This is a genomic window from Pseudofrankia sp. DC12 (assembly GCF_000966285.1).
Lineage (GTDB): Bacteria > Actinomycetota > Actinomycetes > Frankiales > Frankiaceae > Pseudofrankia.
Window position 1 is genome coordinate 868050 of record NZ_KQ031391.1, and the last position, 25501, is coordinate 893550.

Annotated in this window: 25 protein-coding genes and 1 riboswitch; of the genes, 6 read left to right on the forward strand and 19 right to left on the reverse strand. The window is 73.0% G+C overall.

The features are described 5' to 3' along the window. Nucleotides 1–115 precede the first annotated feature (115 nt). Nucleotides 116–475 (forward strand): type II toxin-antitoxin system RelE family toxin, encoded by a 360-nt coding sequence (locus FRADC12_RS03490; RefSeq protein ID WP_045875529.1) that lies wholly within the window; start codon nt 116–118, stop codon nt 473–475. 212 nt (nt 476–687) lie between these two features. Here the strand turns inward: FRADC12_RS03490 and FRADC12_RS03495 are convergent, their stop codons facing one another. From FRADC12_RS03495 to FRADC12_RS03510, 3 genes are all read right to left on the reverse strand, one after another. Beyond that, complete coding sequence (locus FRADC12_RS03495; protein WP_045875530.1) at nt 688–1695, reverse strand: DUF6585 family protein; 1008 nt, start codon at nt 1693–1695, stop codon at nt 688–690. A 396-nt stretch (nt 1696–2091) separates the two neighbouring features. Further along, nucleotides 2092–2673 carry a TerD family protein gene (locus FRADC12_RS03500; RefSeq protein ID WP_045875531.1) on the reverse strand — a complete coding sequence of 194 codons (582 nt, stop codon included), beginning with the start codon at nt 2671–2673 and terminating at the stop codon, nt 2092–2094. Nucleotides 2674–3720: 1047 nt separating this feature from the next. Next, nucleotides 3721–4929, reverse strand: a complete 1209-nt coding sequence (locus tag FRADC12_RS03510; RefSeq protein ID WP_045875533.1) for a hypothetical protein — start codon at nt 4927–4929, stop codon at nt 3721–3723. Nucleotides 4930–5310: 381 nt separating this feature from the next. Here FRADC12_RS03510 and FRADC12_RS03515 point away from each other — a divergent pair, with 381 nt between their 5' ends. Next, a complete protein-coding gene (locus tag FRADC12_RS03515; protein ID WP_198152764.1) occupies nt 5311–5763 on the forward strand; it encodes an FAS1-like dehydratase domain-containing protein in 453 nt (150 codons plus the stop codon). Then, complete coding sequence (locus FRADC12_RS03520) at nt 5760–6209, forward strand: MaoC/PaaZ C-terminal domain-containing protein (RefSeq protein ID WP_045875534.1); 450 nt, start codon at nt 5760–5762, stop codon at nt 6207–6209. Before FRADC12_RS03515 ends, FRADC12_RS03520 begins: the two co-directional genes overlap by 4 nt. Nucleotides 6210–6293: 84 nt before the next feature. Here FRADC12_RS03520 and FRADC12_RS03525 read toward each other — a convergent pair whose 3' ends face one another. Continuing rightward, nucleotides 6294–7481: an acyl-CoA dehydrogenase family protein gene (locus tag FRADC12_RS03525; protein ID WP_157488677.1), complete on the reverse strand. Its 1188-nt coding sequence runs from the start codon at nt 7479–7481 to the stop codon at nt 6294–6296. 436 nt (nt 7482–7917) lie between these two features. Here FRADC12_RS03525 and FRADC12_RS03530 point away from each other — a divergent pair, with 436 nt between their 5' ends. Next, nucleotides 7918–8856 carry an SDR family oxidoreductase gene (locus tag FRADC12_RS03530; RefSeq protein WP_045875535.1) on the forward strand — a complete coding sequence of 313 codons (939 nt, stop codon included), beginning with the start codon at nt 7918–7920 and terminating at the stop codon, nt 8854–8856. Nucleotides 8857–8913: 57 nt separating this feature from the next. On the opposite strand, the gene FRADC12_RS03535 is transcribed toward FRADC12_RS03530, so the two are convergent. From FRADC12_RS03535 to FRADC12_RS03585, 11 genes are all read right to left on the reverse strand, one after another. Continuing rightward, nucleotides 8914–9216, reverse strand: a complete 303-nt coding sequence (locus tag FRADC12_RS03535) for a lycopene cyclase domain-containing protein (protein ID WP_045875536.1) — start codon at nt 9214–9216, stop codon at nt 8914–8916. After that, nucleotides 9213–9632 (reverse strand): lycopene cyclase domain-containing protein, encoded by a 420-nt coding sequence (locus FRADC12_RS03540; protein ID WP_045875537.1) that lies wholly within the window; start codon nt 9630–9632, stop codon nt 9213–9215. Before FRADC12_RS03540 ends, FRADC12_RS03535 begins: the two co-directional genes overlap by 4 nt. A gap of 14 nt (nt 9633–9646) precedes the next feature. Continuing rightward, nucleotides 9647–10441, reverse strand: a complete 795-nt coding sequence (gene thiE, locus FRADC12_RS03545) for a thiamine phosphate synthase (protein ID WP_232303592.1) — start codon at nt 10439–10441, stop codon at nt 9647–9649. Next, complete coding sequence (gene thiS, locus FRADC12_RS03550) at nt 10434–10688, reverse strand: sulfur carrier protein ThiS (RefSeq protein WP_232303593.1); 255 nt, start codon at nt 10686–10688, stop codon at nt 10434–10436. Before thiS ends, thiE begins: the two co-directional genes overlap by 8 nt. Before the next feature lie 100 nt (nt 10689–10788). Next, the gene (locus FRADC12_RS03555) at nt 10789–11118 is read right to left on the reverse strand and encodes an Rv2175c family DNA-binding protein (RefSeq protein ID WP_045875539.1); all 330 of its coding nucleotides are present in this window, start codon (nt 11116–11118) and stop codon (nt 10789–10791) included. Nucleotides 11119–11217: 99 nt separating this feature from the next. Next, nucleotides 11218–12780, reverse strand: a complete 1563-nt coding sequence (locus tag FRADC12_RS03560) for a Gfo/Idh/MocA family protein (RefSeq protein WP_045875540.1) — start codon at nt 12778–12780, stop codon at nt 11218–11220. Nucleotides 12781–12930: 150 nt separating this feature from the next. Further along, nucleotides 12931–14184 carry an NAD(P)/FAD-dependent oxidoreductase gene (locus FRADC12_RS03565; protein ID WP_045875541.1) on the reverse strand — a complete coding sequence of 418 codons (1254 nt, stop codon included), beginning with the start codon at nt 14182–14184 and terminating at the stop codon, nt 12931–12933. A gap of 116 nt (nt 14185–14300) precedes the next feature. Next, entirely contained in the window at nt 14301–14858 is a 558-nt protein-coding gene (locus tag FRADC12_RS03570) for a hypothetical protein (protein ID WP_052710666.1), read from the reverse strand. Further along, a complete protein-coding gene (locus tag FRADC12_RS03575) occupies nt 14851–15093 on the reverse strand; it encodes a type II toxin-antitoxin system HicA family toxin (protein ID WP_045875542.1) in 243 nt (80 codons plus the stop codon). The genes FRADC12_RS03570 and FRADC12_RS03575 overlap by 8 nt, the downstream gene beginning before the upstream one ends. 111 nt (nt 15094–15204) lie before the next feature. Further along, the gene (gene thiH, locus FRADC12_RS03580) at nt 15205–16347 is read right to left on the reverse strand and encodes a 2-iminoacetate synthase ThiH (RefSeq protein ID WP_045875543.1); all 1143 of its coding nucleotides are present in this window, start codon (nt 16345–16347) and stop codon (nt 15205–15207) included. Continuing rightward, nucleotides 16344–17171: a thiazole synthase gene (locus FRADC12_RS03585; protein WP_045875544.1), complete on the reverse strand. Its 828-nt coding sequence runs from the start codon at nt 17169–17171 to the stop codon at nt 16344–16346. The genes thiH and FRADC12_RS03585 overlap by 4 nt, the downstream gene beginning before the upstream one ends. A gap of 23 nt (nt 17172–17194) precedes the next feature. Beyond that, nucleotides 17195–17309, reverse strand: a riboswitch (TPP riboswitch). 212 nt (nt 17310–17521) lie between these two features. On the opposite strand from FRADC12_RS03585, the gene FRADC12_RS03590 reads away from it, so the two are divergent. Both FRADC12_RS03590 and pknB read left to right on the forward strand, forming a co-directional pair. Beyond that, nucleotides 17522–18517, forward strand: a complete 996-nt coding sequence (locus tag FRADC12_RS03590; RefSeq protein ID WP_232303594.1) for a transglycosylase SLT domain-containing protein — start codon at nt 17522–17524, stop codon at nt 18515–18517. 25 nt (nt 18518–18542) lie between these two features. Beyond that, nucleotides 18543–20540, forward strand: coding sequence for a Stk1 family PASTA domain-containing Ser/Thr kinase (gene pknB, locus FRADC12_RS03595; RefSeq protein WP_045875546.1), 1998 nt, complete (start codon nt 18543–18545; stop codon nt 20538–20540). Between the two features lie 99 nt (nt 20541–20639). On the opposite strand, the gene FRADC12_RS03600 is transcribed toward pknB, so the two are convergent. The 4 genes from FRADC12_RS03600 to FRADC12_RS03615 form a co-directional block, all read right to left on the reverse strand. Then, a complete protein-coding gene (locus FRADC12_RS03600; protein ID WP_045875547.1) occupies nt 20640–22046 on the reverse strand; it encodes a class II 3-deoxy-7-phosphoheptulonate synthase in 1407 nt (468 codons plus the stop codon). Nucleotides 22047–22254: 208 nt separating this feature from the next. After that, nucleotides 22255–23280 carry a 6-phosphofructokinase gene (locus FRADC12_RS03605; protein ID WP_045875548.1) on the reverse strand — a complete coding sequence of 342 codons (1026 nt, stop codon included), beginning with the start codon at nt 23278–23280 and terminating at the stop codon, nt 22255–22257. Nucleotides 23281–23519: 239 nt separating this feature from the next. Beyond that, entirely contained in the window at nt 23520–24035 is a 516-nt protein-coding gene (locus tag FRADC12_RS03610; RefSeq protein ID WP_084010428.1) for a polyadenylate-specific 3'-exoribonuclease AS, read from the reverse strand. 66 nt (nt 24036–24101) lie between these two features. Next, nucleotides 24102–25379, reverse strand: coding sequence for an ornithine cyclodeaminase family domain (locus FRADC12_RS03615; protein ID WP_045875549.1), 1278 nt, complete (start codon nt 25377–25379; stop codon nt 24102–24104). Nucleotides 25380–25501: the final 122 nt, after the last annotated feature.

Genomic DNA, 25501 nt, shown 5'->3' on the forward strand with positions numbered 1-25501 from the left:
ACGGGCTCTCGGCCAGGGCCAGGACCTGAGCGCCCTGATTCACCTATGATCGGCTCGTGCCTGTTCACCCCGTCGAGGCGCCGCGAGCGTCGGCGCGGTCCGGGATCGCCGGGCCGTGAGCGAGAAGTTCAAGATCGTCCTCGCGCCGTCGGCGCAGAAGGACCTTGAACGGCTGCCCGAGCTGGTCGCCGTCGACGTCCGGCGGCTCCTGGACGGCCCGCTGCCGCGGGACCCGTACAAGGCGGGCAGGCCGCTCGGCGAGCAGACGGCGAGGACCGACCGCGACCACGGCGAGCGGGGCGCGACCCCGTCGTCGACGATGTTCGAGGCGACCGGGCACCACTGGCGCATCCTCTACCGGGTCGACGCGAACACCCGCACGATCCGGGTCATGGTCGTCGGCCACCGTCCCCGGGTCGTGCGCCGGCTGGCCGAGCCACGGTCCGGGCTGCCGTTCGTCGACCGCTTCCGCTGACCGGCCCGCTCCAGGCGCGGACGAGCCTCACGTAGGGGTGGCGCCCGAGGTAACCGGGGGCCGGAGGCCGGCACCCGACCACGCCTGCGCACCCGCGCTCAGGCGGCAGCGGTGCCGGAGGTAGGCGGGGCCCGGAGGTCGGCACACGGCCGGCAGCCCCCGGGCCCCGCGTCCACGGCCCGGCTACCGGGCGCGGTGACCGGCCCGCGGGCTCACGACGCCCCGCGGGTCTGCTCGAGCTGGGCCAGCGCGTGCTGCCAGGTGGGCTGCCCGACGAACCGCTCGAACAGCCAGAAGAAGACCTGGAAGTCGAGCACCTTCTTCACCGGTTTCGTCAGCAGCGTCTCGCCCGACCGCGCGGTGATGGCCAGCATGCCCTTCGTCACGTACGCGGCGGCGATCCAGGGCTGCGGCGAGATCGCTCTCGGTAGCGTGTGGCAACTCAAGGTAGTCGGATTCGGTCGGCACGGATAGGCCGGCAGCGATGTGAACCGCCTGTGGTTACTGGGTTTCCGGATCAACTCAAAGTACTTCTCCAGGCCCGACCAGACTGGAAGCGTAGTTTGATCAATCCGGACTGTTATCTTGCCGCAGCCCTGGGCGGCGATCCCAGGCCAGGCGAGGTCACGGCCGCCAACGCTGATCCCGGCCGGCCCGAGGGTGAAGGCGCCGAAATCGACGTCCTGCCCGGCGCGCAGCCAGGCGACCCGGCTCGGGAGTTGCCGGACGGCGATCCGGCCCTCGACGTGCCGGGGAAGCTTCTCGACGTCGCGCGGGGCCGCGTTGAACGTCAGCGAGATCTTCCGTCCCTGCGGCAGGTAGAACACGTAGCTGCCATACATGCCGGTATAGGAGCCGTTCACGTAACGCTTCGTCCAGGAACTGCCGAGATGCACGACGTCCGACCAGGCGAACGCCTGGGGCGTCCGCCTCGTCAACGAATACGAGACCAGCCCGCCCTCATGGACATACGTCCACTCGACGGTCTTCACGCCCACCTGGATCAGGACACCGCCGGCGCACGCGGACAGCACCCCGAGAACCGTCGCGAGCATCGTCAGGTTCGCGACGCACAGAACGACGCCGAACGCGATCATGCCCAGGCCCAGGACCGGCGGAACGACCGCCGACCAGGCCGGCGTATGCCAGCTCTCCAGCCCGCCGAGGTCGCGGGCCTCCGCCGCCCGCACAACCTCCGCCGGCGCCGCCTTGTCCGCCATGGGAGCTCCCCAGTCCACCCGGCCGGCCCGCGCTCGGCGGGGCCGTCACCGGCCGCGCGGTCATCGCGGACCACCCGGCTTCCCGTCGGACTGGACGCTACCGGCGATTTCGCCGGACGCCTTTCCTGTTTCTCCAAAGAAGCCGTCAGGGAAAGGACAGTAAAGAACCGGTAACCAGCGGGCGAGGAAATCTCCCGGCAACGGTCACCTGAATCCGCGCCGCCGCCGGCTGACCAGGGCGGGTCGCCGGACCGGTCGCGGGCGGCGCCGGTCCCACCGCGGGACGCCGGGTCGGGCGGTCGCCGGCGCGCCGCCGGTCGCATCCCGGGACAGTCGAAGGCTCTCCGGTCCGGCCGGCCCGTCGTACGGGCCCGCCGGACGCGGCGCCGCCCGCCCTCAGGCGACGTTGACGCCGAAGTCGACCGCGATGCCGCGCAGCCCGGAGGCGTAGCCCTGCCCCACGGCGCGGAACTTCCACTCGCCGCCATACCGGTACAGCTCGCCGAACAGCATCGCGGTCTCCGTCGACGCGTCCTCGGTGAGGTCGTACCGGGCGATCTCCAGGCCGGTGTTCGAGTCGACGACCCGGATGAACGCGTCCCTGACCTGGCCGAACGTCTGCCGCCGCTGCTCGGCGTCGTAGATCGACACCGCGAACACGACCTTGGTCGCCTGCGCGTTCAGCGTGTGCAGGTCGATGGTGATCTGCTCGTCGTCGCCCCCGCCACCACCGACCAGGTTGTCGCCCAGATGCTGCACGCTGCCGTCCGGGCTGATCAGGTTGTTGAAGAAGACGAAGTACTGGTCGGACAGCACGCGGCCCCGGTCGTCCAGCACGATCGCGGACGCGTCGAGGTCATACGCCGCCCCAGACGTCTGGCGCACCTGCCAGCCAAGGCCGACGGTGACTGCGGTCAGGTTCGGTGCGGCCTTGCTCAGCGAGACATTGCCGCCCTTGGACAAAGACACGGAGGCCATGCCCACAAAGCCTAGTACCGCCGATACAAATCGGACGACGGAACCCGCCCGCCCGGTCGGTCAGCGGCCTTGTCGTCAACGGGTCGACTACAGGGCTGTAAAGCCGTTCGCCGGAAAAGCCGAGGCCAGCCTCCCGGCCGTCGCGTCGCCGGGTGCCACGCGCGGTGGGCGCCGGCCCGATGGTGGCCGGCGCCCTGCACGGCCAGCGGTCCGCCCGGGGCACCGATCGAACCGGGTCGAGCGCCGCGGCCGTCCCGACCATGATCGCCGATCAGCCGTCGAGCGGCACTCCCGCACGCGGGCCACGGGCTCCGGGGATCACGACGATCGAGGGGCCGAGGAACGCATGCCCGGACGGTCGCGGCCGGTCCAGCAACACCGCTGTAACGCGTACTCGCGCCGGCGTGCGGACGATCCGCGGAAAGGGTTCGAATCGAGCTCTGAATTGACGGGCAATCGTTGCCGGAGCAATTGCCCCTGGCCATCGAATCGGCGGCGGTGGCCGCATTCGCGTCATCATCGATGACCAGCCCTGGCCGGGGCCTGGCCGGCGGTGGCCCCCGCCGGCGCCGGCGTGGGAAGCACTGGGGCGACAGGGACTTGCCCGTAAAGGGAGTGCCGCCTGGCTCGGGGGGTACCAGGCGGCACTCGCCTTGGATAGTGGCACCTCGCCCGGGGTCCGACAAGCCTCGACCCGCTTTTCCAGCCCACCGAGGACGTTCCCGCCAACGTTTCCACACGGCGTGCCGGACGGCCACAACACAATGTCTGAATGCATGGCCGTTCCCCCGCCGGAAACCCGACGGCCCGACCACTGAAGGACTGTCAACCGGCCTCACCTGAGCGCCGAGTGGACCCGCGCCCGCGGCAGGGAGCCGCTGCCGCGCGTGGCCCAGCCAGTACCGCGACCACCAAGGTCCGGCGCAGCGTCCTGATCAGCGTCTTCGCCCGCTCGCGGCTGCGAATCGGCCCCGGCCGCGACCACCAGGGGAGCGAAACCGAGGTCATGGGGCGCCGGAACCGGCGAACCCGCCGGCGACGGCCCAGCTAACAGGCGGCGACGGTGGCCGCGCCCTGTTGGGAGGCGGCCCGGCTGTTCAGGTCCTTGACGCTGATCGTGTAGCTCAGCGTGCCGGCCGGCGCCGGTCCAAGCAGCGCGGCCCAGGTGGACTGGTCGTCGGTCGACGAGGCGAGCTGGAGGGCGAGCGTCGTCGTCGTGCCGTCGGCGGCGGTGACCGTGACGGTCCCGCCGGCCATCCCGACCGCGTCCTGGACCTGCACCGTCAGCGGGCCGGTCGCGGGCGCCTGGTCGGTGGCGCACGCCTGCGGGCGCAGGGACGGTGAAGTCACCGAAAGGATCTTCGGGCCGGCGGTCACGGAGCCCGTGACCTGGATGGTCCCGCCGCCGCTGCCCTTCGCGGCCGTGACGTCGATCGGGACGCTGATCTGGCCGACCGGCGCCGCCGACCGGTCAAGCGTGATCACCAGTTCGGTCCGGAAGCCCGGGTCCAGGTGGGTGGTCCGCGGGACCGCCGTGAGCCAGGACGGGAGGCCGCCGCCGATCCGCAGGTCGACGGCCGCGGTGCCCGACGCGGTCAGGTCGACGCTGTCGGTCGAGTCGACGGACCCGAGGTCGACGCTGGTCCGGCCGAGGGTGAGGACCGGGCCGGCGGGGCGCGGGCCCGGCTGGCTGACCTGGACAGCCGGGCTCGGCGGCGACGTCGGCGGCGGCGGCGCAGACGAGAGCTGGCTCGGGAGGATCTCGTGCGCGCCCGGAGCCGGGCTGGCGACGCCGCTGGTCTCCCCGGACGGGGCGCCGGCCTGCGCCGGGGACGGCGCCACCACGGCGACCGGGCTGCTGGCGCCCGGCCGGCGGCCGGTCGCTCCCGCGCCCGCGGCGGCGGCGTGCCCGCCGCCACCGCTCCGGCTGACCAGCGCGAAGCCGACGATCCCGACCACGACACCGAGGGCCACCAGGCAGCCGAACACGATCCGGCCCCAGCGGATCGGCAGGATCCGGCCCGACCGTCCCCACGGCGAGCGGTGGCGCCCGGGTGGTGGTTCGAACCCGGGACCGGAGCGCATCGCGAGCGGAACGGAGTGTGGGCCGGTCCGTGCGCCGGTCGTGCGTACGCCCTCGGTGCCGAACCTGCCGGTGGAACCGCTCCTGACCGTCGGGCTGTCGCTGCCGATGGCATTGCCGCGCCGGTTGAGGCCCCCGACGCGTTGCTGCTCCCCCGCCGATCGTTGCTCCATCGCCGCCGAGCCTAGGGGCGCTCCCGGCGCACCGTGGGCGGATTGCTCGTTTCGGTGACGATCCTTCGGCGTGTCGGCCGGGCGTTGGGCGTCCTGCCTGGTCGGACGCTTCGTGACTCGCCACACGTTCGACGCCTGGGCGGAGATACCTCGCCGAACGGCGCATGTCGTCGACATTAACGCGGGGTTTCGCGGCCAGGTAGGCGATCTCGGTGCATTCGGGCCGGCTCCATGGCAGCCTTGCAGGACCCGGCCCCGAACGGTCGATCACCAACCTGGCGGGTCCACGCCACCCGCGGCCCGCCGGATCGCCCCGCGCGTCCGCCCGGCCTGGCCGCGACCCGGCCGCCGGGCGACGCGCGGCGCGGGAAGGAGCCCTGCATGCCCGGCCCCGGCTACACGATGGAGGTCGAACTCGGCAAGATCCGCGAGTTCGCCCGAGCAACGAAGTCGAGCAATCCCGACTACCTGGCGGCCGACCGGCCGGTCTCGCCCGCCACCTTCCTCGCTACGGCGGCCCTCTGGTCCTCCAGCGCGGCCTTCCCCTGGGAGGAGGTCGACGGCGGCGAGGACATCGAGCTCGGCCGGCTGCTGAACGGCGGCCAGGAGTTCGTCTTCCACGGCGAGCCGCCGCGTGCCGGCACCCGGCTGGTCGCCCGGGCCCGGGTTGCCGCCGACTACCTGAAGGAGGGCCGACGCGGCGGCTCGATGCGGTTCATCGAGGTCGTCCACGAGTTCCGCACCACGGACGGCCGCCAGGTCGCCGACATGCGCCAGACCTTCATCGTCACCAGCCAGCCGCCTGCCCTGGCCGGCACGGAGACCGGCCGATGACGCCGGCAGCCGCGACCGCGGGCGCTCGCGCGCCCCGCCACGCGGACCTCGCCGTCGGGGCCGGTCCGGCGCCGTTCGTCGACCGCCCGCTGACCCGCACCGACTTCGTCCGCTACCAGGGCGCCTCGGGCGACCTGAACCCGATCCACCACGACGAGGAGTTCGCCCGCGCCGCCGGCTTCCCGACGGTGTTCGCCGTCGGCATGCTGCAGGCCGGCATCCTCGGCACCTACGTGACGGACTGGCTCGGCGCGGCGAACCTGCGCCGGTTCACGGTCCAGTTCCGCGAGCAGGCCTGGCCGGGCGACGTACTCACCTACACCGCGGCCGTCACCGCGCTGCGCGAGGAGGCCGGCAGGGAACTCGTCGACCTGGCTCTCCTCGTCACCCGCCAGACCGGTGGCACGCACCTGCGCGGTGAGGCCACCTTCGTCCTGCCGGGCTGAGGGCGGCTCCACCGTCGCCGCGTCCGGCGGCCTGCCCCAGCGGGCAGGCCTCCGGACGCGGTACGTCCGACGCCGGCCCTGCGGTCAGCCGCCGGCCTGGGCGAGCAGGCCGCGGGCGATCACGATCTGCTGGATCTGGCTGGTTCCCTCGTAGATCCGGAACAGCCGGGCGTCCCGGTAGAACCGCTCCACCGGCACGCCCCGGATGTAGCCCGAGCCGCCGTGGATCTGGACCGCGCGGTCGGCGATGCGCCCAACCGCCTCGGACGCGAAGTACTTCGCGCACGACGGGCCGATCCGCCTGTCGCTCCCGTCGTCGAACTTCGCCGCGACGTCGGAGACCAGCGCCCGGGCGGCGTAGAGGTCGGTCGCCGAGTCGGCGATCAGCCCCTGGATCAGCTGGTGGGAGCCGATCACCCCGCCGCCCTGCTCACGGGTCGCCGCGTAGGCGACGGACTCGTCCACCAGCCGCTGGCTCATGCCGACACAGAGCGCGGCGATGTGGATGCGGCCGTGCGCGAGGCAGCGCATCGCGGTCGCGTAGCCACGGCCGACGCCGGCCTCGCCGCCGATCAGCACCGACGACGGCACCCGCACGTTGTCGAAGTACACGTCCGCGGTCCAGGCGCCGGCCTGGCCCATCTTGTGGTCACGCGGCCCCACCGACAGGCCCGGCGTGCCCTTCTCGACCATGAACGTGCTGATGCCGCGGCTGGGCGCGGCGTCCGGGCCGGTCCGCGCGAAGACCATGAAGACGTCGGCGAGCGGCGCGTTGGTGATGAACCGCTTGGAGCCGTTGATCACCCACTCGTCGCCGTCGCGGACGGCGGTCGTGCTGAGGCCGGCCGGGTCGGAGCCGGCGCCGGACTCGGTCAGCGCGAACGACGCGGTCCACTCGCCAGAGGCCACCTTCGGCAGCCAGGTCTTCTTCTGCTCCTCGGTCGCACCTTCCAGCAGGACGTGACCCGCGATGCCGTTGTTGGTCCCGAACATCGACCGGAACGACGGTGTGGTGTAGCCCAGCTCGTAGACGAGCCGGGCCTCCTCGCTCATCGACAGGCCGAGCCCGCCGTACAGCTGCGGGATCGCGAACCCGAACAGGCCCATCTCGGCCGCGTCGGCCCGCAGCGAGGCGGGCATCGCGTCCGTCTCCTCGATCTCCGGCTCGAGCGGCACGACCCGCTGCTGCACGAACCGGCGTACCGAGGCCAGAACCTCGGTGAAGTCACTCTCCTGCACGGCACCCGTCCGAATCTGGTCTCGATCCAGCATCACGGCACACCTGCTCCGCGCCGGCCCCGCGTGGGTGCGGCCGGCGGGAACCCCGTGCGCCGGTGGGTCGGCAGCCGGCAGGCCGGCCGCGCGGCCCCACGGGATGCGCCGCGTCCATCCTGCCTACCCGGACGCTCAGACGCACATCCGACAGCTGGGGACGTCCAAGGTCACTCCCCCTTCGCTGGCCCGTGACCGCACGGCGCGACACGATGACACGACCCGCCTGCCGCCCGGCGCAGCGGTCCGCGGGCCGGCGCGGCGCTCAGTCGCCAGCCGTTCGGGCGCATGATCGGTACGCAGCGAGGAAACGGAACGCAACACGTGGCTGAGGGAGTCCGGGCGTGAGCGCAGGAGTGAACGAGTGGAGTGGTCGTCCGAGGGACGAGGACGGCCGCGGAGCGAGTGAAGCGACGGAGCGAGCCCGGTGGGCACAGTGAGCGGGATCTGCGAGGGGCGCATCGTCGTCATCACCGGGGCGGGTGGCGGCATCGGCCGCCAGCACGCGCTCGCGTTCGCCGCCGAGGGCGCGAAGGTCGTCGTCAACGACCTCGGCGGCTCCCGGGACGGCACCGGTGCCTCCGCCGGCCCGGCCCAGGCCGTCGCCGAGGAGATCAAGGCCGCCGGCGGCGAGGCGGTCGCGCACACCGAGGACATCTCCACCTGGGACGGCAGCCTGTCCCTGGTCCAGAGGGCGGTCGACGCATTCGGCGGCCTCGACGTGGTGGTCAACAACGCCGGCATCCTGCGCGACCGGATGCTGACGAACATGACCGAGGCCGAGTGGGACGCCGTCATCAAGGTGCACCTGAAGGGCACGTTCGGCCCGGCGCACCACGCCGCCGCCTACTGGCGCGACCGCTCCAAGGCCGGCGAGGTGAACGACGCCCGCATCATCAACACCTCGTCGCCGTCGGGGATCTTCGGAAACGTCGGGCAGACGAACTACGGCGCCGCGAAGGCCGGCATCGCCGCGTTCACCGTCATCGCCGCCATGGAGCTGAGCCGCTACGGGGTCACCGTGAACGCGATCGCGCCGACCGCACTGACCCGGATGACCGAGGACCTCGGCTTCGTGAAGAAGCAGGACGAGGACGCCCGGGAGGCGAGCCAGGACGAGGCCTGGAACCCGCTCGGCCCGGAGAACATCTCACCGCTGGTCGTGTGGCTCGCCTCGCCGCGGTCGAGCGCGGTGACCGGGCGGGTGTTCTCGGTCGCCGGCGGCTTCATCAGCGTCGCCGAGGGCTGGGTGAACGGCCCGTCGGTGGACCGGCAGGGCAAGTGGGAGCCGGGCGAACTCGGCGAGGTCATCCCCGGCCTGGTCGCCAAGGCCGCCACCAACGCGGACATGCAGGGCAACCGCCGGTCGGCGTAGGCCGCCGGGGGCCGGTGCCGGGTCGTGTGCCCGGCACCGGCCAGCCACGCCCCGCGGTCAGCGCCCGAGTCCGCGCCGGCCCCACCAGACCCACCAGTCGAGGGTCCACAGGACCAGCGCGAAGCCGAAGAGCAGGTCCTCGACGGGGGCGAAGACCAGTCTCGGGCCGAGGATCGTCCCCGGGTCGTACCGCACGACGCCGAACCCGGTCAGCACCCCGTCCGCGGCCAGCTGGCAGCAGAAGATGATCGCGTAGGCGGTCCAGAACGCCTTGCGGGCCACCAGCCTGGCCCGGAACACCCCCAGGTCCGCGGCGACGGCCGTCACCACCCCGGCGACCGCCAGCGCCGTGTAGCTCACCGGGTCTCCCCCGCCGGCACGCCGGCCTCACGCACGCCGGCCTCACGCACGCCGGCCTCAGGTTGCCACGCCTTGGGCGCCTGCGGCGACTCGTCACCGACGAGCCAGCCGGGCCGGCGGGCGCGGACGGCCTCCAGCGTGAGCACCGCGCAGACCGGCACGGCGACGAAGAACAGGACCTCCTCGATCGGCAGGCCGCCGGGCAGCCGGATTCCGGTGACGCTCCGCGGGTCGAACGTCCACTGGTGGCGCGCGACCGCGTAGAGGTCCCAGCCCGTGAAGACCACCAGCACCGGCACGAGCGCGGCCACCAGCCGCCGCCAGCGGGCGTAGACCCGGGTCCGCAGCAAGATCTCCAGCGGCGCCGTGCCGAGCAGGCAGGCGGCCAGCACCGCGAGATAGCTCAGGTGCCGCACGCAGGGGCCGCGGGCTAGCAGGCGGCGCGCAGCCGGCCGGCCAGGGCGGCGGCGGCCGCGGCCGGGTCGGCGGCGCCGGTGATGGCCCGGACCACGACGGCCCGCCGGGCGCCGGTCGCGAGCACCGCGTCGAGGCGGTCGGCGTCGATCCCGCCGATCGCGAACCACGGCTTGGCGCCGGGCGCGAACGGGGGCGCGGCGGCGACGGCCGCGGCGAGCAGTTCCAGCCCGACGCCGGGCCGGCCCTCCTTCGTCGGCGTCGGCCAGACCGGGCCGACGCAGAAGTAGTCGACGTCCGGGTCCTCGACCGCCGCGGCGAGCTGGTACCCGTCGTGCGTCGAGCGCCCGATGACGACGTCCGGCCCGAGCAGCCGCCGGGCCGTCGCGGGCGGGATGTCGTCCTGGCCGACGTGCAGGATGTCGACGCCGACGACGGACGCGAGGTCGGCCCTGTCGTTGCCGCTGACCAGCGCGCCGTGGCGTCGGCCGGCGGCGAGCATCCGGCCGAGCGCCGCGGCCTCCGCCCGCCACTCCAGCCCCTTCTCGCGCAGCTGGATGAGATCGACGCCTGGCCCCCCGGCCGGCGCGAGCACGCCGTCGAGGAAGGCGTCGAACCCCGGCCGGCGCGGGGTGCACAGGTAGAGCCGCGCGTCGGCGAGGCGGGCCAGCCGCTCGGCGCGCGTCAGCGACGCGGCCGGCGCGTCGGCCAGGGCCAGGTCCACGATCGCCTGCTCGGCGATCAGGTCCACCGCCGACGGGGCGTCCATGAGATCCTCCGGCCCGGCCCCAGCGGTCAGGTCGTCAACCACCGGCCACCGCCCGGACGAGCTCCAGGCGGTCGCCGGCGCGCAGCAGCACGGCGCGGCCTTCCGCCGTGGTCAGCGCCTCGCCGTTGTACTCGACGACGACGGAGCCGACCCGCAGCCCCAGCTCGACGATCAGCTCCGGCAGCGGCTGGCCGTCCGGCACCTGCCGTTCCCGGCCGTTCACCACGACGGCGACCACCGCGCGAGGCTCGCTCGCTCCAGGAGCACCAGCCACAGACGCATCGACCACCCTTCCGACCCTACGCGCGGCGGGAGCGCCGACGCCTGCCTGAGCCGGCCGCCGCTGGCCGGCTGCGAGTGGCCAGGGCGCTCGTCGGGTACCGACGGCGTCAGAAGCCAAGCGCCTGGGCCCGGCGCTTGACCTCCCGGCCGCGGTTGTCCCGCAGCGCCTGCAGGGGGGTGCCGGGAAGGCTCGGGTCCTCGCGCATCAGCCAGTCGATCGCCTCGTCGGGCGTGTAGCCGGCATCGGCCAGCAGCGTCAGCGTGCCGGGAAGCCCCTTCGTGACGACATCCCCGTGAATGAAGTCAGCCGGGATCCGCAGTACGCCGTCGTCCTGGCGGCGCGCGAGCAGGCTGCCCTCCCGCACGAGCTGGCGTACCCGGGTGATCGGGACGCCCATCGCCTCGGCGACATCGGGCAACGGCAACCAACTGTCCATGGTCAAGATTAAACAGGACGTGGAGGCCTCCTCAAGGCCGTGAACACTCCCGATTGACGCGTTCACGGGTTCCGGGTGCCCAGGTCCACGACAGCCAGGTCAGGCGGGGCCGATCTGGACACCGCCGGCGGCCGCCGAGCGGGTGGCCGCCTCCGCGACGGCGACGACCTTGCGAGCCGTCTCCACCCGGTACGGGCTCAGCGGCCAGCCCGACAGCAGGCCGTCGGCGAGGTCCCGGTAGAACGGCGACCCGCCCGCGGCGGGCAGCGGCAGCCGGGTCGTGGCGCCGTCATGCGTCACCAGCGTCAGCGGTCCGGCGGCCGCGGCCGCGAGGGCATCCGCACCGCCCCCGGGCACGCCCGCCGGGTCGTCGGCGGACAGGGCGCCCGCGGTGCCGAGCACCCGAAGCCGGGCGGTCGACGTCGGCAGCACGTCGGACAGCACGAGCTGCGCCTCGGCGCCGTCCGCGAAACGCAGCAGGATCCGGGCATGGTCGGCATTGGTGACGTGGTGCCAGACGCGCTTGTGGGTGGTCGCGACCACCGTCTCGACCGGCTCGTCGACGAGGTCGAGCAGCCAGTCGAGGTGCGCGAAGCCACGCTCGTGGATCAGGCCACCGCTGGTGCGCTCGTCGTCACGCCAGCCGCCGGACGGCCGGTTGAAGCCGCCGCGGGTGACCTCGACGGAGAAAATGTCGCCGACGGCGCCGCGCCCGACGGCGGCCCGCAGGCCGCGGTAGGCCGGGTCCTCGCGCAGCTGCGGATACATCACCACCAGCGACGAGCGGGCCGCGGCGAGCAGCGCCAGGTCGTCGGCCTCCTGGGTGGACAGCGCGAACGGGGCGGCGATGACGACGTCCTTGCCGGCCTCCAGCGCACGGCTCGCCCACTGAGCCCGGGTGTTGTTCGGGGTGCCGACCACGACGAGGCGCACGTCGGGGTCGGCGACGAGGTCGTCGGCCTCCGCGTAGCCGCGCACGGTGCCGTCGGGGTCGGGCTGGCTGCCGCTGACGGCCACCAGGTTCAGGCCCTCGGTCGCCTCGAGGGCCGCCTGGTGGGCGGCCGACGTGCCCGGGGTGGCGAGCAGGCCGACGCCGATCGGGCCCGCGTCGCGGACGCCGAGGGCGTGGCGCAGCCAGCGGCCGACCAGCCGGTGATACGCCGGGTCGGCCAGCGTGGAGGCCGTGGTCCCGAGCGTGAACATGCCGAGCCCCGTGGACGGCCGCCAGGTGCAGACCGGGTACTCGGCCATCTCGTGGCGCACCAGCAGCAGGCGCTCCACATCGTCGGCGATCTTGTCGGGCAGCACCCAGCTGTCGTACGGGTGGAACTCGCCCATCCGGGCCGCCACCTGGCCGCCGTCCGGCCCGGTGGACAGGGCCAGCACGTGCGGCGGGACGGCGCGGCCCGGGATCAGGCCGGAGGCCTCGACCAGCGGGCTGTCGACCGGGAGGGCGCGCACTGTCGGGCCGGCGAGCAGCACGGGGACCGACTGCCGCGCACGGTCGAGTAGCTCCTGCTCGACGGAGTCCAGCGGCCGGTCGATGAGCACCAGCAGTGCGTCGGCGGAGCGGGCCGAGGTGGGCCCGAGCCCGGCGGCCCGGAGGTGGTCACCAAGGGCGCCCACCCCAGGCAGGTTGGAGACCAGGTGAATGCGCGGCACAGCGCCAGACTCTAGTGACAGGCCCAAATCCGTCCATCAACGGGGCCAATACACGGGCTCGCCCCGAACGTCCAGGTAGCCGGCCCGTGATTACCCTGCGCCGGATCGTCGAGCAACGGCGTGGCGGACCGCGTGACCCGGGCCGGCCCGTTATTCAGGCAGCAGGGCCTTCAGCGGGACGCCAACGTCGGCGAACTGCGCCTGGTCGGGCTTGGTGCCGGAGCTGAGCAGGCGGCGGCCGGCGACCATGTCGACCGGCCGGACGACCGTGACCAGCGCCGAAAGCGTCCCGTCGGCGGCGAACCAGCCGGCCGACCAGCCCGGGGCCTTCTTCATCTCCGGCGTCCGCACCGCCGTCGGGTCGCCGCGCAACACCAGCTCGTCGCCCGCCGCCGGGAGGCCGGCGAACTGCACCATCCGGCCGAACTGCTCCGACCAGAAGTAGGGCACCGGGTTGTACGTCGGCAGCTGCTCGACGGGCGTGCCGGCGGCCAGGCCGAGCAGCGTGCTGGCGGCCACCACCGGGGCGGACTGCGCGGCGTCCCAGTGCTCGACGTGCATCCGCTGGTTGTAGCGGGCCGACCACCAGGCCGAGCAGTCGCCCACGGCGACCACCGGCGGGGAGCCAGCGGCGCCGGCCACGTCGCCCGCCCAGCTGGCCAGCAGGTGCTCGTCGGCGACGACGCCGCCCTCGACGAGCAGCGTCCCGCCGAGCCAGCCGACGTCCGGGCGCACGCCGACGCCGACGACGATCTCGTCGGCCGGCAGGAACTCGCCGCCCCGCAGCAGCAGGCCGTCCTCGCCGATCTTGTCGACCATCGCGCCCAGCCGCAGGGTGACACCGGCCTCGGCGTACCAGCCGACGGCGTGACCGCCGACCTCGGGGCCGAGCGGGAGCAGCGGGTGGCTCGCTCCCTCCACGACGGTCACCTCGGCGCCGAGCTTGGCGGCGACGGTCGCGACCTCGGCGCCGATCCAGCCGGCGCCGACGATGACCAGGCGCAGCCCCGGGCGCAACGCCTCGCGCAGCGCGCGGGCCTCGTCGATGGTCCGCAGCAGGCGCTGGTTGTCGCTGCCGGGCAGCCGGATCGGGGCCGAGCCGCTCGCGATGACCAGTCCGTCGTAGTTCACCAGGCCCGCGGTGGTGTGCACCGTGCCCGGCTCAAGCCCGGTAGCGCGCTGGCCGAGCAGCAGCTCGACGCCGTCCAGCTCGTCGAGGCCGTAGGGAAGCTGGGTGTTGTCCGTCCGCCCGGTCAGCACGGCCTTGGACAGCGGCGGCCGGTCGTACGGCAGGTGCACCTCGGCCCCGACCACGGTGATCTGGCCGGTGTACCCCTGCTCACGGAGCTCGACGACCGTCCGCCCACCGGCCAGCCCGGCTCCCACCACCACAACGCGTTCCATAGGCCGCAGGCTACCGAAGCGTCCCCGTATCAAGCCTGGATTAGCTTCGCCCGTCACATCGGCACACCAGCGAGATCATCACCGCGTTACAAGGGCCGGGATAGACCGGACCAGGCTCAGGCTGCGACCTGGAGCGGAGCGTCCTCGAGCCGCATGACCTCGGCGATCGTGGTCGTTGTGGGAAGCGCGTCGTGGTCGTCGTCAGCCTGGAAGTCGCCGCTACGGAAGGTTCTGACCCAGATCAGGGCGTCCGCGACCGAGATCGCCATGTTCAGCGCGTCGCCAGGCTCCATCTGACGCTCGACCCAGTCCAGCGTGTCGGTCGGCATCGCGCAGACGAACACGACGTCGCCCAGTGCGTTCGCGTCTCGGGCGGCGAGGTCGGCGGCCTGATTGGAATCGCCGAGCACCGCGGCGAGGCGGTCTACAACGTGATGGCGTGCCCATTGGTGCTCGTCCTGACAAACCCGGAAGACGACGCCCCGTACCTCGGACTCGACGTGCAGGCGTAGCTCGGCCTTCGGGTCGGCGAGGTATTCGCGTACGGCACTACGGGCCTCGCGAACGAGATCGGACTCTGTGACCTGAATGATTGCCAATCCTGGGCACCGCGGCGACCATGCCGCCCAGGTGTCGCCATCCTGGCGGACGATCAGGTCGACTAGCTCAGCCACGTCTGGTCGCCTCCAGCGCTTCCTTCGGGGTCAGGCCGACTTCGCCTACGAGGATCTTCCGCACCATCACCGGGCCGATCGAGGTCACTGACGCGTGGAACGCGAACGTCAGCGCGGGGCGCCCGGGGGCTTCGAGGCGCTGGTGCGAGCCGCTCGTCCTCACCTCAACGTAACCCAACTGGGCCAGCACCCGCAGGAGCTCGCGCGGCTTCATGGCCGGGAACGGGTTGCTCATAGAACCCACCCCGCGTCGTCGACCACTGCCATAGGTCATGATCTTCGCACGGCGTCCCGCTCCCCGGTCCGCGAGGTCCGAGGGGCAGTCACGAAGCCTCTTGACCTGCTGTTACGTCCCGACGAGTGGGAAGGCGTCCTTCCAGACGGGGTCGTAGCCGGCGGCGACGAGGACGGCGGCTACCTCGGCGGGGGGGCGCTCGTCGCTGATCGAGAACTGTTCGCCGGCCTCACCAGGTGTCCCGTAGCCGCCTGGCTCGGTCGATGAGCCGGCGCTCATGGTGGTGACGGCGATCCGGGCCAGGCCGTCGCGCATCGGCGCGGGCTCCCGGGTCGACAGGGAGAGGTCCAGGTCCGGCTCGTAGAGGCGCAGGGCGGCGTGGGCCTGGACGAACTCGGCGTCGCCGACGACGACCACGGGCGGAAAGCCGGCCGCGTTCGGGCGGATCCGCGGCAGCGCGGCCATCACCTCGGTCCGCCAGAACCGGCGGCTCAGGAACGTCGCGTGCGCGGCCAGGGCGAGCACGTCGGCGCGCCAGTCGACGGCGAGGCCGAGCAGCACGCCGAGCCCGAGCCGGCGCACGCCCGCCGCGCCGGCCCGCTCGAACGAGGACAGCCGACGGTCGAAGTCACGCTTCCAGCCGGCGACGTGTACCTCGCGGTAGCGGTCCCGGTCGTAGGTCTCCTGGTAGTGGACGGCGCCGACGAGGCCGGCGGCGACGAGGCGGGCGTAGGTGTCGTCCGACCAGGTCTGCGTCTCGATCGAGATCGCCGGGAAGAGCGGGGACAGCCGCTCCACGACGGACACCAGGTAGTCGGCCGAGACCTCGATCCGGTGCTCGCCGGAGACGAGCAGCAGGTGGCGGAAGCCCCGCTCGGCCAGCAGCCGCGCCTCGGCCTCGGTCTCGTCGAGGGACAGCGTCCGGCGCACCACCGGCAGGCCCTTGGAGAAGCCGCAGTAGGTGCAGGACGACAGGCACTCGTTGGAGACGTACAGCGGGGCGAACAGCCGGACCGCGCGGCCGAACCGGCGCAGCGTCGTCTCCCGGGCCAGCTGGGCGAGCTCCTCGAGCCGAGCGGTGGCGGCCGGTGAGAGCAGCACGGCGAGGTCCGCCAGCGTCAGCCGGCCGCCCGCGCGGGCGGCCGTGAGAGTGGCGCTCACCGCGGCGTCGTCGGCACGCAGCCCCCGCGCCGCGAGCGCCGGCAGGCCGAGGCCGGCGAGGACCCCGGCGAACTCGCCGGGCGCGGCGCTCATGACGCCCCCGGCCCGGCCGCCACTGCCCCGGCCGTCGTGGCGCTCAGGAAGCCGGTCAGCGGGGAGGACGCCTCAGCCCTGGTCGCGCTTCCGACGGCGCCGCGCCCGGCCCGGTAGCCGAGCCGGCCGGCGACGGTGGCGAGCGCGAACGCGCGCGCCATCGCCACCGGGTCCGCCGCGACCGCGATCGCGGTGTTGACCAGGACGGCGGCGGCCCCGATCTCCATCGCCTCGGCCGCGTCGGACGGCACCCCGATCCCCGCGTCGACGACGACCGGAACCCCGGCCGCCTCGATGATGACCTCAAGCGCGTCCCGGGTCCGCAGGCCGCGGTTGGAGCCGATCCAGCTGCCCAGCGGCATGACCGTCGCGCAGCCGGCCTCCTCCAGCCGCCGGGCCAGCACGGGGTCGGCGGGGCAGTAGGGCAGCACGGTGAAGCCGTCGGCGACGAGCAGCTCGGCGGCCCGCAGCGTCTCGACCGGGTCGGGCGCCAGCGTCCGCGGGTCGGGGGTGACCTCCAGCTTGACCAGCCCGGTGCCGACCGCCGCCCGGCCGAGCCGGGCCAGCCGGTGCGCCTCCTCGGCGTTGACGGCGCCGGACGTGTTCGGCAGCAGCGTCATCTCGGGTGGCACGAAATCCAGGACGTCGCCCTCACCGGCGCGGTCGAGGTCGACCCGGCGCAGCGCCACCGTGACGATCTCGGCCCGACTCGCGACCAGGGCGTCGCGCATCACCCGGTGGCTGCCGAACTTCCCGGTCCCGACCAGCAGTCGGCTGCCGAAGTCCTGACCGGCGATCCGCAACGGGTCGTCGCCGCCGGGCAGCCCGGCCAGGACAGACGAGGTACTGGTGATCGCAATCCCCTCCCCACGCGCGCATGATCGCGATCGGGTGCTACGGGTCGCTGGCGGTTGCTGGTCAGCCTCTCAGCCCGTCGTCCACGGGCTCCCCGGGTCCAGTTCGGATTGTAGGTCCAACGGGGGCGATCGCGGCGAAAGCTCGGCATCGCGACAGTCACGGAACCGATTTGGTGGCCGCCGGGCCCAGCGGCCGGTAGAACGCGCGGATCACGCCAGGCAGGTCTAATGATCTTGTCGATACGTAGTCCGTCCGTCACTGTCGGTCGTTAGGGTCCGAAGCCGGAAGGAAACGCATGCGACCACGAAGTCCCCTCGTGCGGCCCGAGACGCCCGGCTGCTCGGCCCGCCGCCACCCGAACCGGGCCACCGCCCGGGGCGCCGGGCTGGTGGCCGGCGTCCTGCTCGTCGCCGCGGCCGGCGGCGCGTCGGCCGGCGGCGGCTGGGGGCCCTACCGCGTCGGCGCCGGGGACTCGCTGTGGGCGCTCGCCGCGCGGCACGGCACGACAGTCGACCGGATCCGGGCGATGAACGGCCTGACCGACGACGGGCTGAGCATCGGCGACCTGCTCTATCTGCCCGGCTCCGGGCCGCCCGCCGCAGGGCCGCCCGCCGCAGGGGATGCCACGACGCCCGCGGCGCCGGCGCAGCCGCCCGGTGGGCATGTCGTCCAGTCGGGTGAGTCGCTCTCGCTGCTCGCGGCGCGGAGCAGGCAGAGCGTCGCCGACCTCGCGGCCCAGAACGGTCTGCAGCCGGACGACGGCCTGCGGATCGGCCAGATCCTGCTCCTGTCCCCCGGCTCCCCCGCCCCAGACCCGGCGGCCACGACCGGGACCGCGCCAGCGGAGACTGCGCCAGCCGCCACCTCGGCCGGCGGCGCGAGCGTGGTCAGTACCGGGACGACGTCCGGCGTGAGCGCGCGGGTGGCCGCGATCCAGGCGCTGATCCGCGCCGAGGCAGCCCGCCAGGGCCTCGACCCGGCGCTGGCACTCGCCGTGGCCTCCGTCGAGTCCAGCTTCAACTCGGGAGCGGTGAGCCGCACCGGGGCCGTCGGCGTGATGCAGCTGATGCCGCGAACCGCGCGCTGGCTGGCGGCCCAGCTGGGCCAGCCGATCGACCGGACCGACCCGGCCCAGAACATCACCGGCGGGGTCGCGTTCCTGCGGTACCTGCTCGCCGCGACGTCATCGAATCTCCCGATCGCCATCGCGGCGTACTACCAGGGTCTTGACTCAGTGCGACGTTCCGGCTTCTTTCCTGACACCGCGGTCTACGTCGCGAAGGTCACGGCACGGCAGGCGAAGTTCGCGTAAGAGGGCGCAATCGTACACTGACCGGGTGGATGCCACGGTTGCCGACCCCGTCATCGGTCGCCTCCTGGACGGCCGGTACACCGCACAGGAGCGCCTCGCCGTCGGCGGTATGGCGACGGTTTACATCGCGCACGACAATCGCCTGGACCGGATGGTCGCCCTGAAGGTGATGCATCCGAATCTCATGCACGAGCCGGACTTCGTCGCCAGGTTCCACCGAGAGGCGCGGGCGGTTGCCGCGCTCAACAGCCCGCGGGTCGTCTCCGTGCTCGACCAGGGCTCGGCGCAGACCCCGGCCGGCATCCTGAACTACCTGGTCATGGAGCTGGTCCGCGGCCGCTCGCTGCGCCAGTACCTGGCCAGCCGGGGCCGGCTGATGCCCTTCGAGGCGCTGGACATCATCGACGCGGTCGCCGAGGCGCTGACCGCGGCGCACCAGGCCGGCATCATCCACCGGGACATCAAGCCGGAGAACATCCTGCTCGGCGACGACGGCCAGGTGAAGGTCGCCGACTTCGGCCTGGCCCGCCCGCTCGCCCAGCCGACCGCGGCGCTGACCCAGGGCGTGGTCATGGGAACCGTCGGCTACCTGGCGCCCGAGCAGGTCACCCACGGCGTCGCCGACTACCGCAGCGACGTCTACGCCGCGGGCGTCGTGCTGTTCGAGATGCTCACCGGCCAGCTGCCGCACACCGGCGCCACCCCGATGTCAGTCGCCTACCAGTCGGTACACAGCGAGATCCCGGCTCCGTCGCAGATCGTCCCGGGCATCCCGCCGGAGCTGGACGGCCTGACCCTGCGGGCGACGGCCCGCCGGCCCGGCGAACGGCCGCAGGACGGCCCCGCGCTGCTCGACGAGGTCCGCCGGGTGATGCCCTTCGTGGCCGAACCGGGCGAGCCAGCCGGCACGACGGTCTACCCGGGGCCGTACGCGGCCGCGGCACCGACGCCCGGCTACGCCCCGACCCGGGTGAACCGCCCTGCCGGCGGCGGCAGACCGGAGGACTACTTCGACACCGACGGCTACGGCGAAGCGGACTACGACGCCGAGCCGGGCGGTCCGGGGTACGGAGCCCACTCCAGGTGGCACTCCGTGTCCGGGCCGGGCGGCCGGCGACGCCCGCCAGGGTGGGTCTTCGGCCTGGCCGCCGGCGTGGTCGCGCTGATCCTGGTGATCCTGGCGGCGCACGCGCTGCTGGGCGGTGGCGGCGGCAACCAGGTACCCCTTCTCACCGGCGAGTCGAGGACGGACGCGGTCCAGGAGCTCAACCAGGCCGGACTGAAGCCCGCGTTCGGCACCGCCGTCTACGACGGCTCGACCCCCGTGGACCACGTCGTCAGCCAGTCCCCGTCGGGCACCGCGCAGGTCAAGGCCGGGGACACCGTCACGCTCGTCCTGTCGCTCGGGCCGCAGCAGGTCACCGTGCCGGATCTGCAAGGCCTGTCACAGGCGGAGGCGCAGACCAAGCTGCAGAAGGCGGGCCTGAGCCCCGGCGGCGTGCAGACCGAGGCCAACGACACCATCGCCGAGGGAATGGTCGTCGAGACCGATCCCAAGGCCGGCACGAAGGTCGACCCGTCGAGCCAGGTCACCCTCCTGGTGAGCACCGGCAAGACCTCGATGACCATCCCGGCCGACGTCATCGGGCAGTCCTTCGCCGACGCGAAAGCCGAGCTGGAGGGGATGAACCTCCAGGTCCAGCAAGGCTCCGACACGAGCGGCACCGCCGACAAGGGCAAGGTCGCGGGCGTCTCGCCGGGCGTCGGCTCCACGGTGAAGGCGGGCGACACCGTCACCCTCCTCGTGTCGACCGTCGACAAGTCCGGCACGCCGGTGCAGGTGCCGAACGTCAAGGGCAAGTCCTGGCCGCAGGCGCAGAAGATCCTTCAGGACGCCGGGCTCAACCCGCAGAAGGAGTTCTGGTCGAACTTCTCCAACGGCAACGTGGTGTCGACGACGCCCCCGGCCGGCAAGACGGTCGCGTCCGGCTCGACGGTCTACGTCCGCCTCGGCGGCGGCTGACCGTGAGCGGTCCCGCCAGGACGTGAGGAGGGGGCGATCCCACTGGGATCGCCCCCTCCTCACGTACGGCCGCCGGGACCCACGTCCCGCCCAGCCCGGCTACTGCGCGTGCGCGTGAGCCCGGCGGGACCGGGTGGCCTGGAGCATCTCGGCGACCAGGAACGCGAGCTCCAGTGCCTGGCTGGTGTTCAGCCGCGGGTCGCAGGCCGTCTCGTAGCGGCCCCCGAGGTCGGCCTCGCCGATCTCCTGGCCGCCGCCGAGGCACTCGGTCACATCCTCGCCGGTCAGCTCGATGTGCAGGCCGCCCGGGTGGGTGCCGAGGGCCTTGTGCACCTCGAAGAAGCCGAGCACCTCGTCGAGCACGTCGTCGAAGTGCCGGGTCTTCACGCCGCCCACGTCGCGGGTGTTGCCGTGCATCGGGTCGCAGGCCCAGACGACCGGATGGCCGGCCGCGTTGACCTTCTCGACGACCGCCGGCAGCGCGTCCCTGACCCGGCCGGTGCCCATCCGGGAGATCAGCGTGAGCCGGCCGGGAATGTGCTCCGGGTTGATCCGCTCGACGATCGCGAGCACCTCGTCGGGGCTCGCCTTCGGGCCGATCTTGCAGCCGATCGGGTTCGTGACGCGGGACAGGAACTCCATGTGCGCGCCGTCGAGGTCCCGGGTGCGCTCACCGATCCAGATCATGTGGGCGGACAGGTCGCAGACCTGGCCGGTCGACTCCTCGACCCGGGTCAGCGCCCGCTCGTACTCCAGCAGCAGGCCCTCGTGGCTGGTGTAGAGCTCGACGCCGCCGAGCTCCGCGGTGCGGTCGAGATCGATGCCACAGGCAGCCATGAACGCCAGTGCCCGCTCGATGTCGGTCGCCATCAGCTCGTAGCGCCGGCCGGCCGCCGAGTCGCGCACGAACGCCTTGTTCCACTCGTGCACCTGGCTCAGGCTGGAGAAGCCGCCGGTCGCGAAGGCCCGGATCATGTTCAGCGCCGCGGCGCTGTGGTGGTAGGCCGAGACCATCCGGTACGGGTCCGGCAGCCGGGCCTCGAGCGTCGCGTCCAGGCCGTTGACGGCGTCGCCGCGGTAGGACGGCAGGCCCGTCGACGTCTCGATGTCGGCGGAGCGGGGCTTGGCATACTGGCCGGCGATCCGGGCGACCTTCACCACCGGGGTGGACGCGCCGTAGGTGAGCACGACCGCCATCTGCAGCAGCGTCTTCACCTTGTCGCGGATGTTGTTCGCGGTGTTCGCGGCGAAGGTCTCGGCACAGTCACCTCCCTGCAGCAGGAACGCCTCGCCCCGGGCCACGTCGGCCAGCCGCTCGGTGAGCGACCGGACCTCGGGGGCGATGACCAGCGGAGGCAGCGCCGAAAGCTCCGCATAGGCCCCACGCAGGGCAGCCGGGTCCGGCCAGTTCGGCTGCTGCTTCGCCGGCAGGGCCCGCCAGAGGTCCAGCTCCGGAAAGGCCTGGTCGGTAACCGTCGGCGCGCTGTCAAGTCCGAGCTCACTCACCCGTCCAGGGTACGGGCCGGCCACGAACGTTTCACGTTGGTTTCCCGAGCCCCGTCCGCGGCCGACCAGCGCAAGGCGACCAGGACCCCGGCCCGCACCGCGCCGGTCACCGTCTCGGTGGCCCACCTCATCCAGCGCAGGGAGGACGCGAAGCGTCCGACAGGCGGAGCGTCCCGCGGGCGCTCTGCGCCCGGTCGGGACGATCGCCTCAGCCGAAGAAGACCTCGGCCTCGGCGTAGAGGTCCTCGGGGACGGTCTTCAGCTCGGCCACGGCGTCGCGCAGCGGGACGCGGTCGATGCGGGTGCCGTGCAGTGCGGTCATCGTGCCGAACTCGCCGTCGTGGACCGCGTCGATGGCGTGCAGGCCGAAGCGGGTCGCGAGCCAGCGGTCGAACGCGGTCGGCGTGCCGCCGCGCTGCACGTGGCCGAGGACGGTCGCTCGGGACTCGCGGCCGGTCCTGGCCCGGATCTCGGCCTCGAGAAGCCCGGAGATGCCCTGCAGCCGCACATGACCGAAGGCGTCCCGCTCCCCCTCCTTGACCGACATCGTCCCGGCCAGCGGCGTGGCACCCTCGGCGACCACGATGATCGGCGCGTAGCGGGTGGCGAACCGGCTCTCGACGTGGGCGCAGACCTTGTCGATGTCGAACGGCCGCTCGGGGATCAGGATGACGTTCGCTCCGCCGGCCATCCCGCTGTGCAGCGCGATCCAGCCGGCGTGGCGGCCCATCACCTCGACGATGAGCACCCGGTGGTGGCTCTCGGCGGTGGTGTGCAGCCGGTCGATGGCCTCGGTCGCGATGTTCACCGCGGTGTCGAAGCCGAACGTGTAGTCCGTCGCGGCGAGGTCGTTGTCGATCGTCTTCGGGACGCCGACGACCGGCACCCCCTCGTCCGCCAGCCGGCTCGCCACCCCGAGGGTGTCCTCGCCGCCGATCGCGATGATGGCGTCCACATCCTGCGCGGCCAGGGTCGCCCTGACCCGGTCCGGCCCGTCGGCGATCTTGTAAGGGTTGGTCCGGCTGGAGCCGAGGATGGTGCCGCCACGCGGCAGGATGCCCCGCACAGCCGGAATGTCGAGGGCGACGGTGTCCCCCTCCAGCGGGCCGCGCCAGCCGTCCCGGAACCCGACGAAGCTGTGCCCGTACACCCCGACGCCCTTGCGCACGACGGCGCGGATCACCGCGTTGAGCCCGGGGCAGTCGCCGCCCCCCGTCAGCACACCGATCTTCACGGCTCTCCCACTCTCACCGTCGACGAGGCCAACCGATGACGGAGCGTAAGACCGAGTGGCTCAGGTCACAAGGTCCACTCACCGGTGGACGCCCGCGATTCAGCGTCGCACCGCGTCCGCGTGTGGTCCCGGTCCACACCGCCGTCGCAACGGTGACGTTCGGCCCCTCGCGATCGTGGCGGCCGGGTCGTGGTCACTCCAGGACAGGCGCCCGCCAGCGGCGCCCGCCAGCGGCGCGGCTAGGGCACCAGGCGGGCCCGCAGCGGAGCCAGGACCTGCCAGCGGGCGAGGTTGTGCCGGGCGTCGACCAGCGCGTCGTGCGCCCCGGCCGGCGGGGACGGCAGCTTGGGCCGGCCGGTCTCCTCCCACAGCTGGCGCAGGTCGCGGGTGAACCGCGGGAACGGCGCCGGCAGCGCCGGCATCATCCCGAACAGCTGGCAGAGCACCACATGGTCGTAGGCGCCGTACCAGGCCCACAGCTCCGGGTCGCCGTCCGCGGTGAGGAACGCGACGAGCTCTTCCCTGATCTGAGCGCGCGAGCGCCACACCGGGGCGGACGGCGCTGGCAGCTGGTCGAGCACGTTGCGCCGGACCCACTGCCCGGCCCTGGTCGGGTCGAACTCGGTGGAGACCGCGTAGTACTCGCGGTCGCCGTCCTCGCTCACCACCCCGATGCTCACCAGGTCGAGCCAGTGATGCCCGCCGTCCATCCGCTCGATGAACTCGGTGTCGTAGAAATAACGCAAGCCGCCCACGCCCTCAGTCTGCCGGCTTCCGGGGCGGGCCTGATCACCGAGGCGCCGCGGCCCCCGGCGGCCCGCCTATCGGGCGTCGTGGAAGGTGCTCGGCGGGTCCGGCGGCTGGTAGTCGGGAACGAGCTCCTTGGCCAGGTGCTCCAGGAACAGGCCGGTGTCCGCGACGACGCCGAGCGCCTGGGTGGCGGCCCGGTCGGTCAGTGCGGCGACCGTCGAGGGGTTCATGTCGACGGCGGCGAGCGGCACCGACGCGGGCAGGATGTTGCCCGTCGCGACCGAGTGCAGCGCGGTGGCGATCATCATCGTGAACCCGACGCGGCGCAGCGCCTTGCGCATCGCGCGCTGGCCGGCGAGCACGTCGGTGTGCACGTCCGGCAGCGGCCCGTCGTCGCGCACCGAGCCGACCAGCACGAACGTCTTGTTGGCCTTGACCATCGCGTGCAGCACGCCCTCGGTCAGCACGCCCTGCTCCACCGCGGCCCGCAGCGAGCCGGCCCGGCGGATCGTGTTGATCGCCCGGATGTGCTGCTCGTTGCCGCGCTGCACGCGCTTGGCCCGCAGCGGCCCGAGGCCGATCGGGTGGCCGTAGAGGGCCTGCTCCACGTCGAGGGTGGCCAGCGCGTTGCCGGCGAACAGCACGTCGACGTAGCCGGCCTCGACGAGCGCGACGAGCGCGCCGGACGCGCCGCTGCTGATCGCCGTCGGGCCGGCGACCCACAGCACCTGCTGGCCCTCCGCCTTGACCTCGCGGACCTGCCTGGCGATCGCGCGGACCAGCATGGCCTGCGGCTGGGTGGAGCCCGAGGGCGGCAGCGCCATCGCGCCGTAGGTCCCGTAGGAGCGGGTCGAGTGGGTGGAATGGTCGGTCATCGGGAGGACGACCTTGACCCCGGCCGAGCCGCAGACGATCTGATCGCCGGCGCGCACCTCGGCGACCGGCACCGTGCGGACCCGGCCGCCGTGGACGACCAGGCCGCAGTCCATCTCGGGCTGCTCCACCGGCACCCACTGGCCGTCCAGGTGGACGACCGTCTCCAGGTTCGTGGTGGCGTAGAAGTCGGCCGGGAACACGCCGTCCCGGTCGGCCGGGCGCAGCACCGCCTCGCCTGGGTCGATCAGGTTCACCCCGTGCACCTGGATACGCATGAGGATGCGCATCAGGAGCTCCTCGGACGGGGCGCCGACGGTGATCACCGCATGCGACTCGTCGTCGTGCGTCCGGCCCAGGTCGATCCGGTCGACCCCGTAGTCGCCGCCGTAGTCGAGCACGTCGTCGAGCACCCGGGCCAGCACGCCCGTGTCCATCAGGTGCCCGTGGACCTCGACCTTCTCGTGGAAGCGCACGCCGCTGTCCCTTCCTGTCCTGTCCTGGGCGGTCCTGACCCCAACCGCCCGCCCGCCCCCGCCCCAGCCCCGCCTTGCCCACGCCCGCGCACGGCGCGGCAGTATCCACTCAGGGTGACGCA

Excerpts from the sequence above, each read along its gene's own strand:
- FRADC12_RS03495 (WP_045875530.1), bottom strand. The coding sequence starts at position 1,695 with ATGGCGGACAAGGCGGCGCCGGCGGAGGTTGTGCGGGCGGCGGAGGCC.
- FRADC12_RS03510 (WP_045875533.1), bottom strand. The coding sequence starts at position 4,929 with ATGGAGCAACGATCGGCGGGGGAGCAGCAACGCGTCGGGGGCCTCAAC.
- FRADC12_RS03575 (WP_045875542.1), bottom strand. The coding sequence starts at position 15,093 with ATGAGCAACCCGTTCCCGGCCATGAAGCCGCGCGAGCTCCTGCGGGTG.
- FRADC12_RS03520 (WP_045875534.1), top strand. The coding sequence starts at position 5,760 with ATGACGCCGGCAGCCGCGACCGCGGGCGCTCGCGCGCCCCGCCACGCG.
- FRADC12_RS03525 (WP_157488677.1), bottom strand. The coding sequence starts at position 7,481 with ATGCTGGATCGAGACCAGATTCGGACGGGTGCCGTGCAGGAGAGTGAC.
- FRADC12_RS03515 (WP_198152764.1), top strand. The coding sequence starts at position 5,311 with ATGCCCGGCCCCGGCTACACGATGGAGGTCGAACTCGGCAAGATCCGC.
- FRADC12_RS03500 (WP_045875531.1), bottom strand. The coding sequence starts at position 2,673 with ATGGCCTCCGTGTCTTTGTCCAAGGGCGGCAATGTCTCGCTGAGCAAG.
- FRADC12_RS03565 (WP_045875541.1), bottom strand. The coding sequence starts at position 14,184 with ATGGAACGCGTTGTGGTGGTGGGAGCCGGGCTGGCCGGTGGGCGGACG.
- thiH (WP_045875543.1), bottom strand. The coding sequence starts at position 16,347 with ATGAGCGCCGCGCCCGGCGAGTTCGCCGGGGTCCTCGCCGGCCTCGGC.
- FRADC12_RS03555 (WP_045875539.1), bottom strand. The coding sequence starts at position 11,118 with ATGGACAGTTGGTTGCCGTTGCCCGATGTCGCCGAGGCGATGGGCGTC.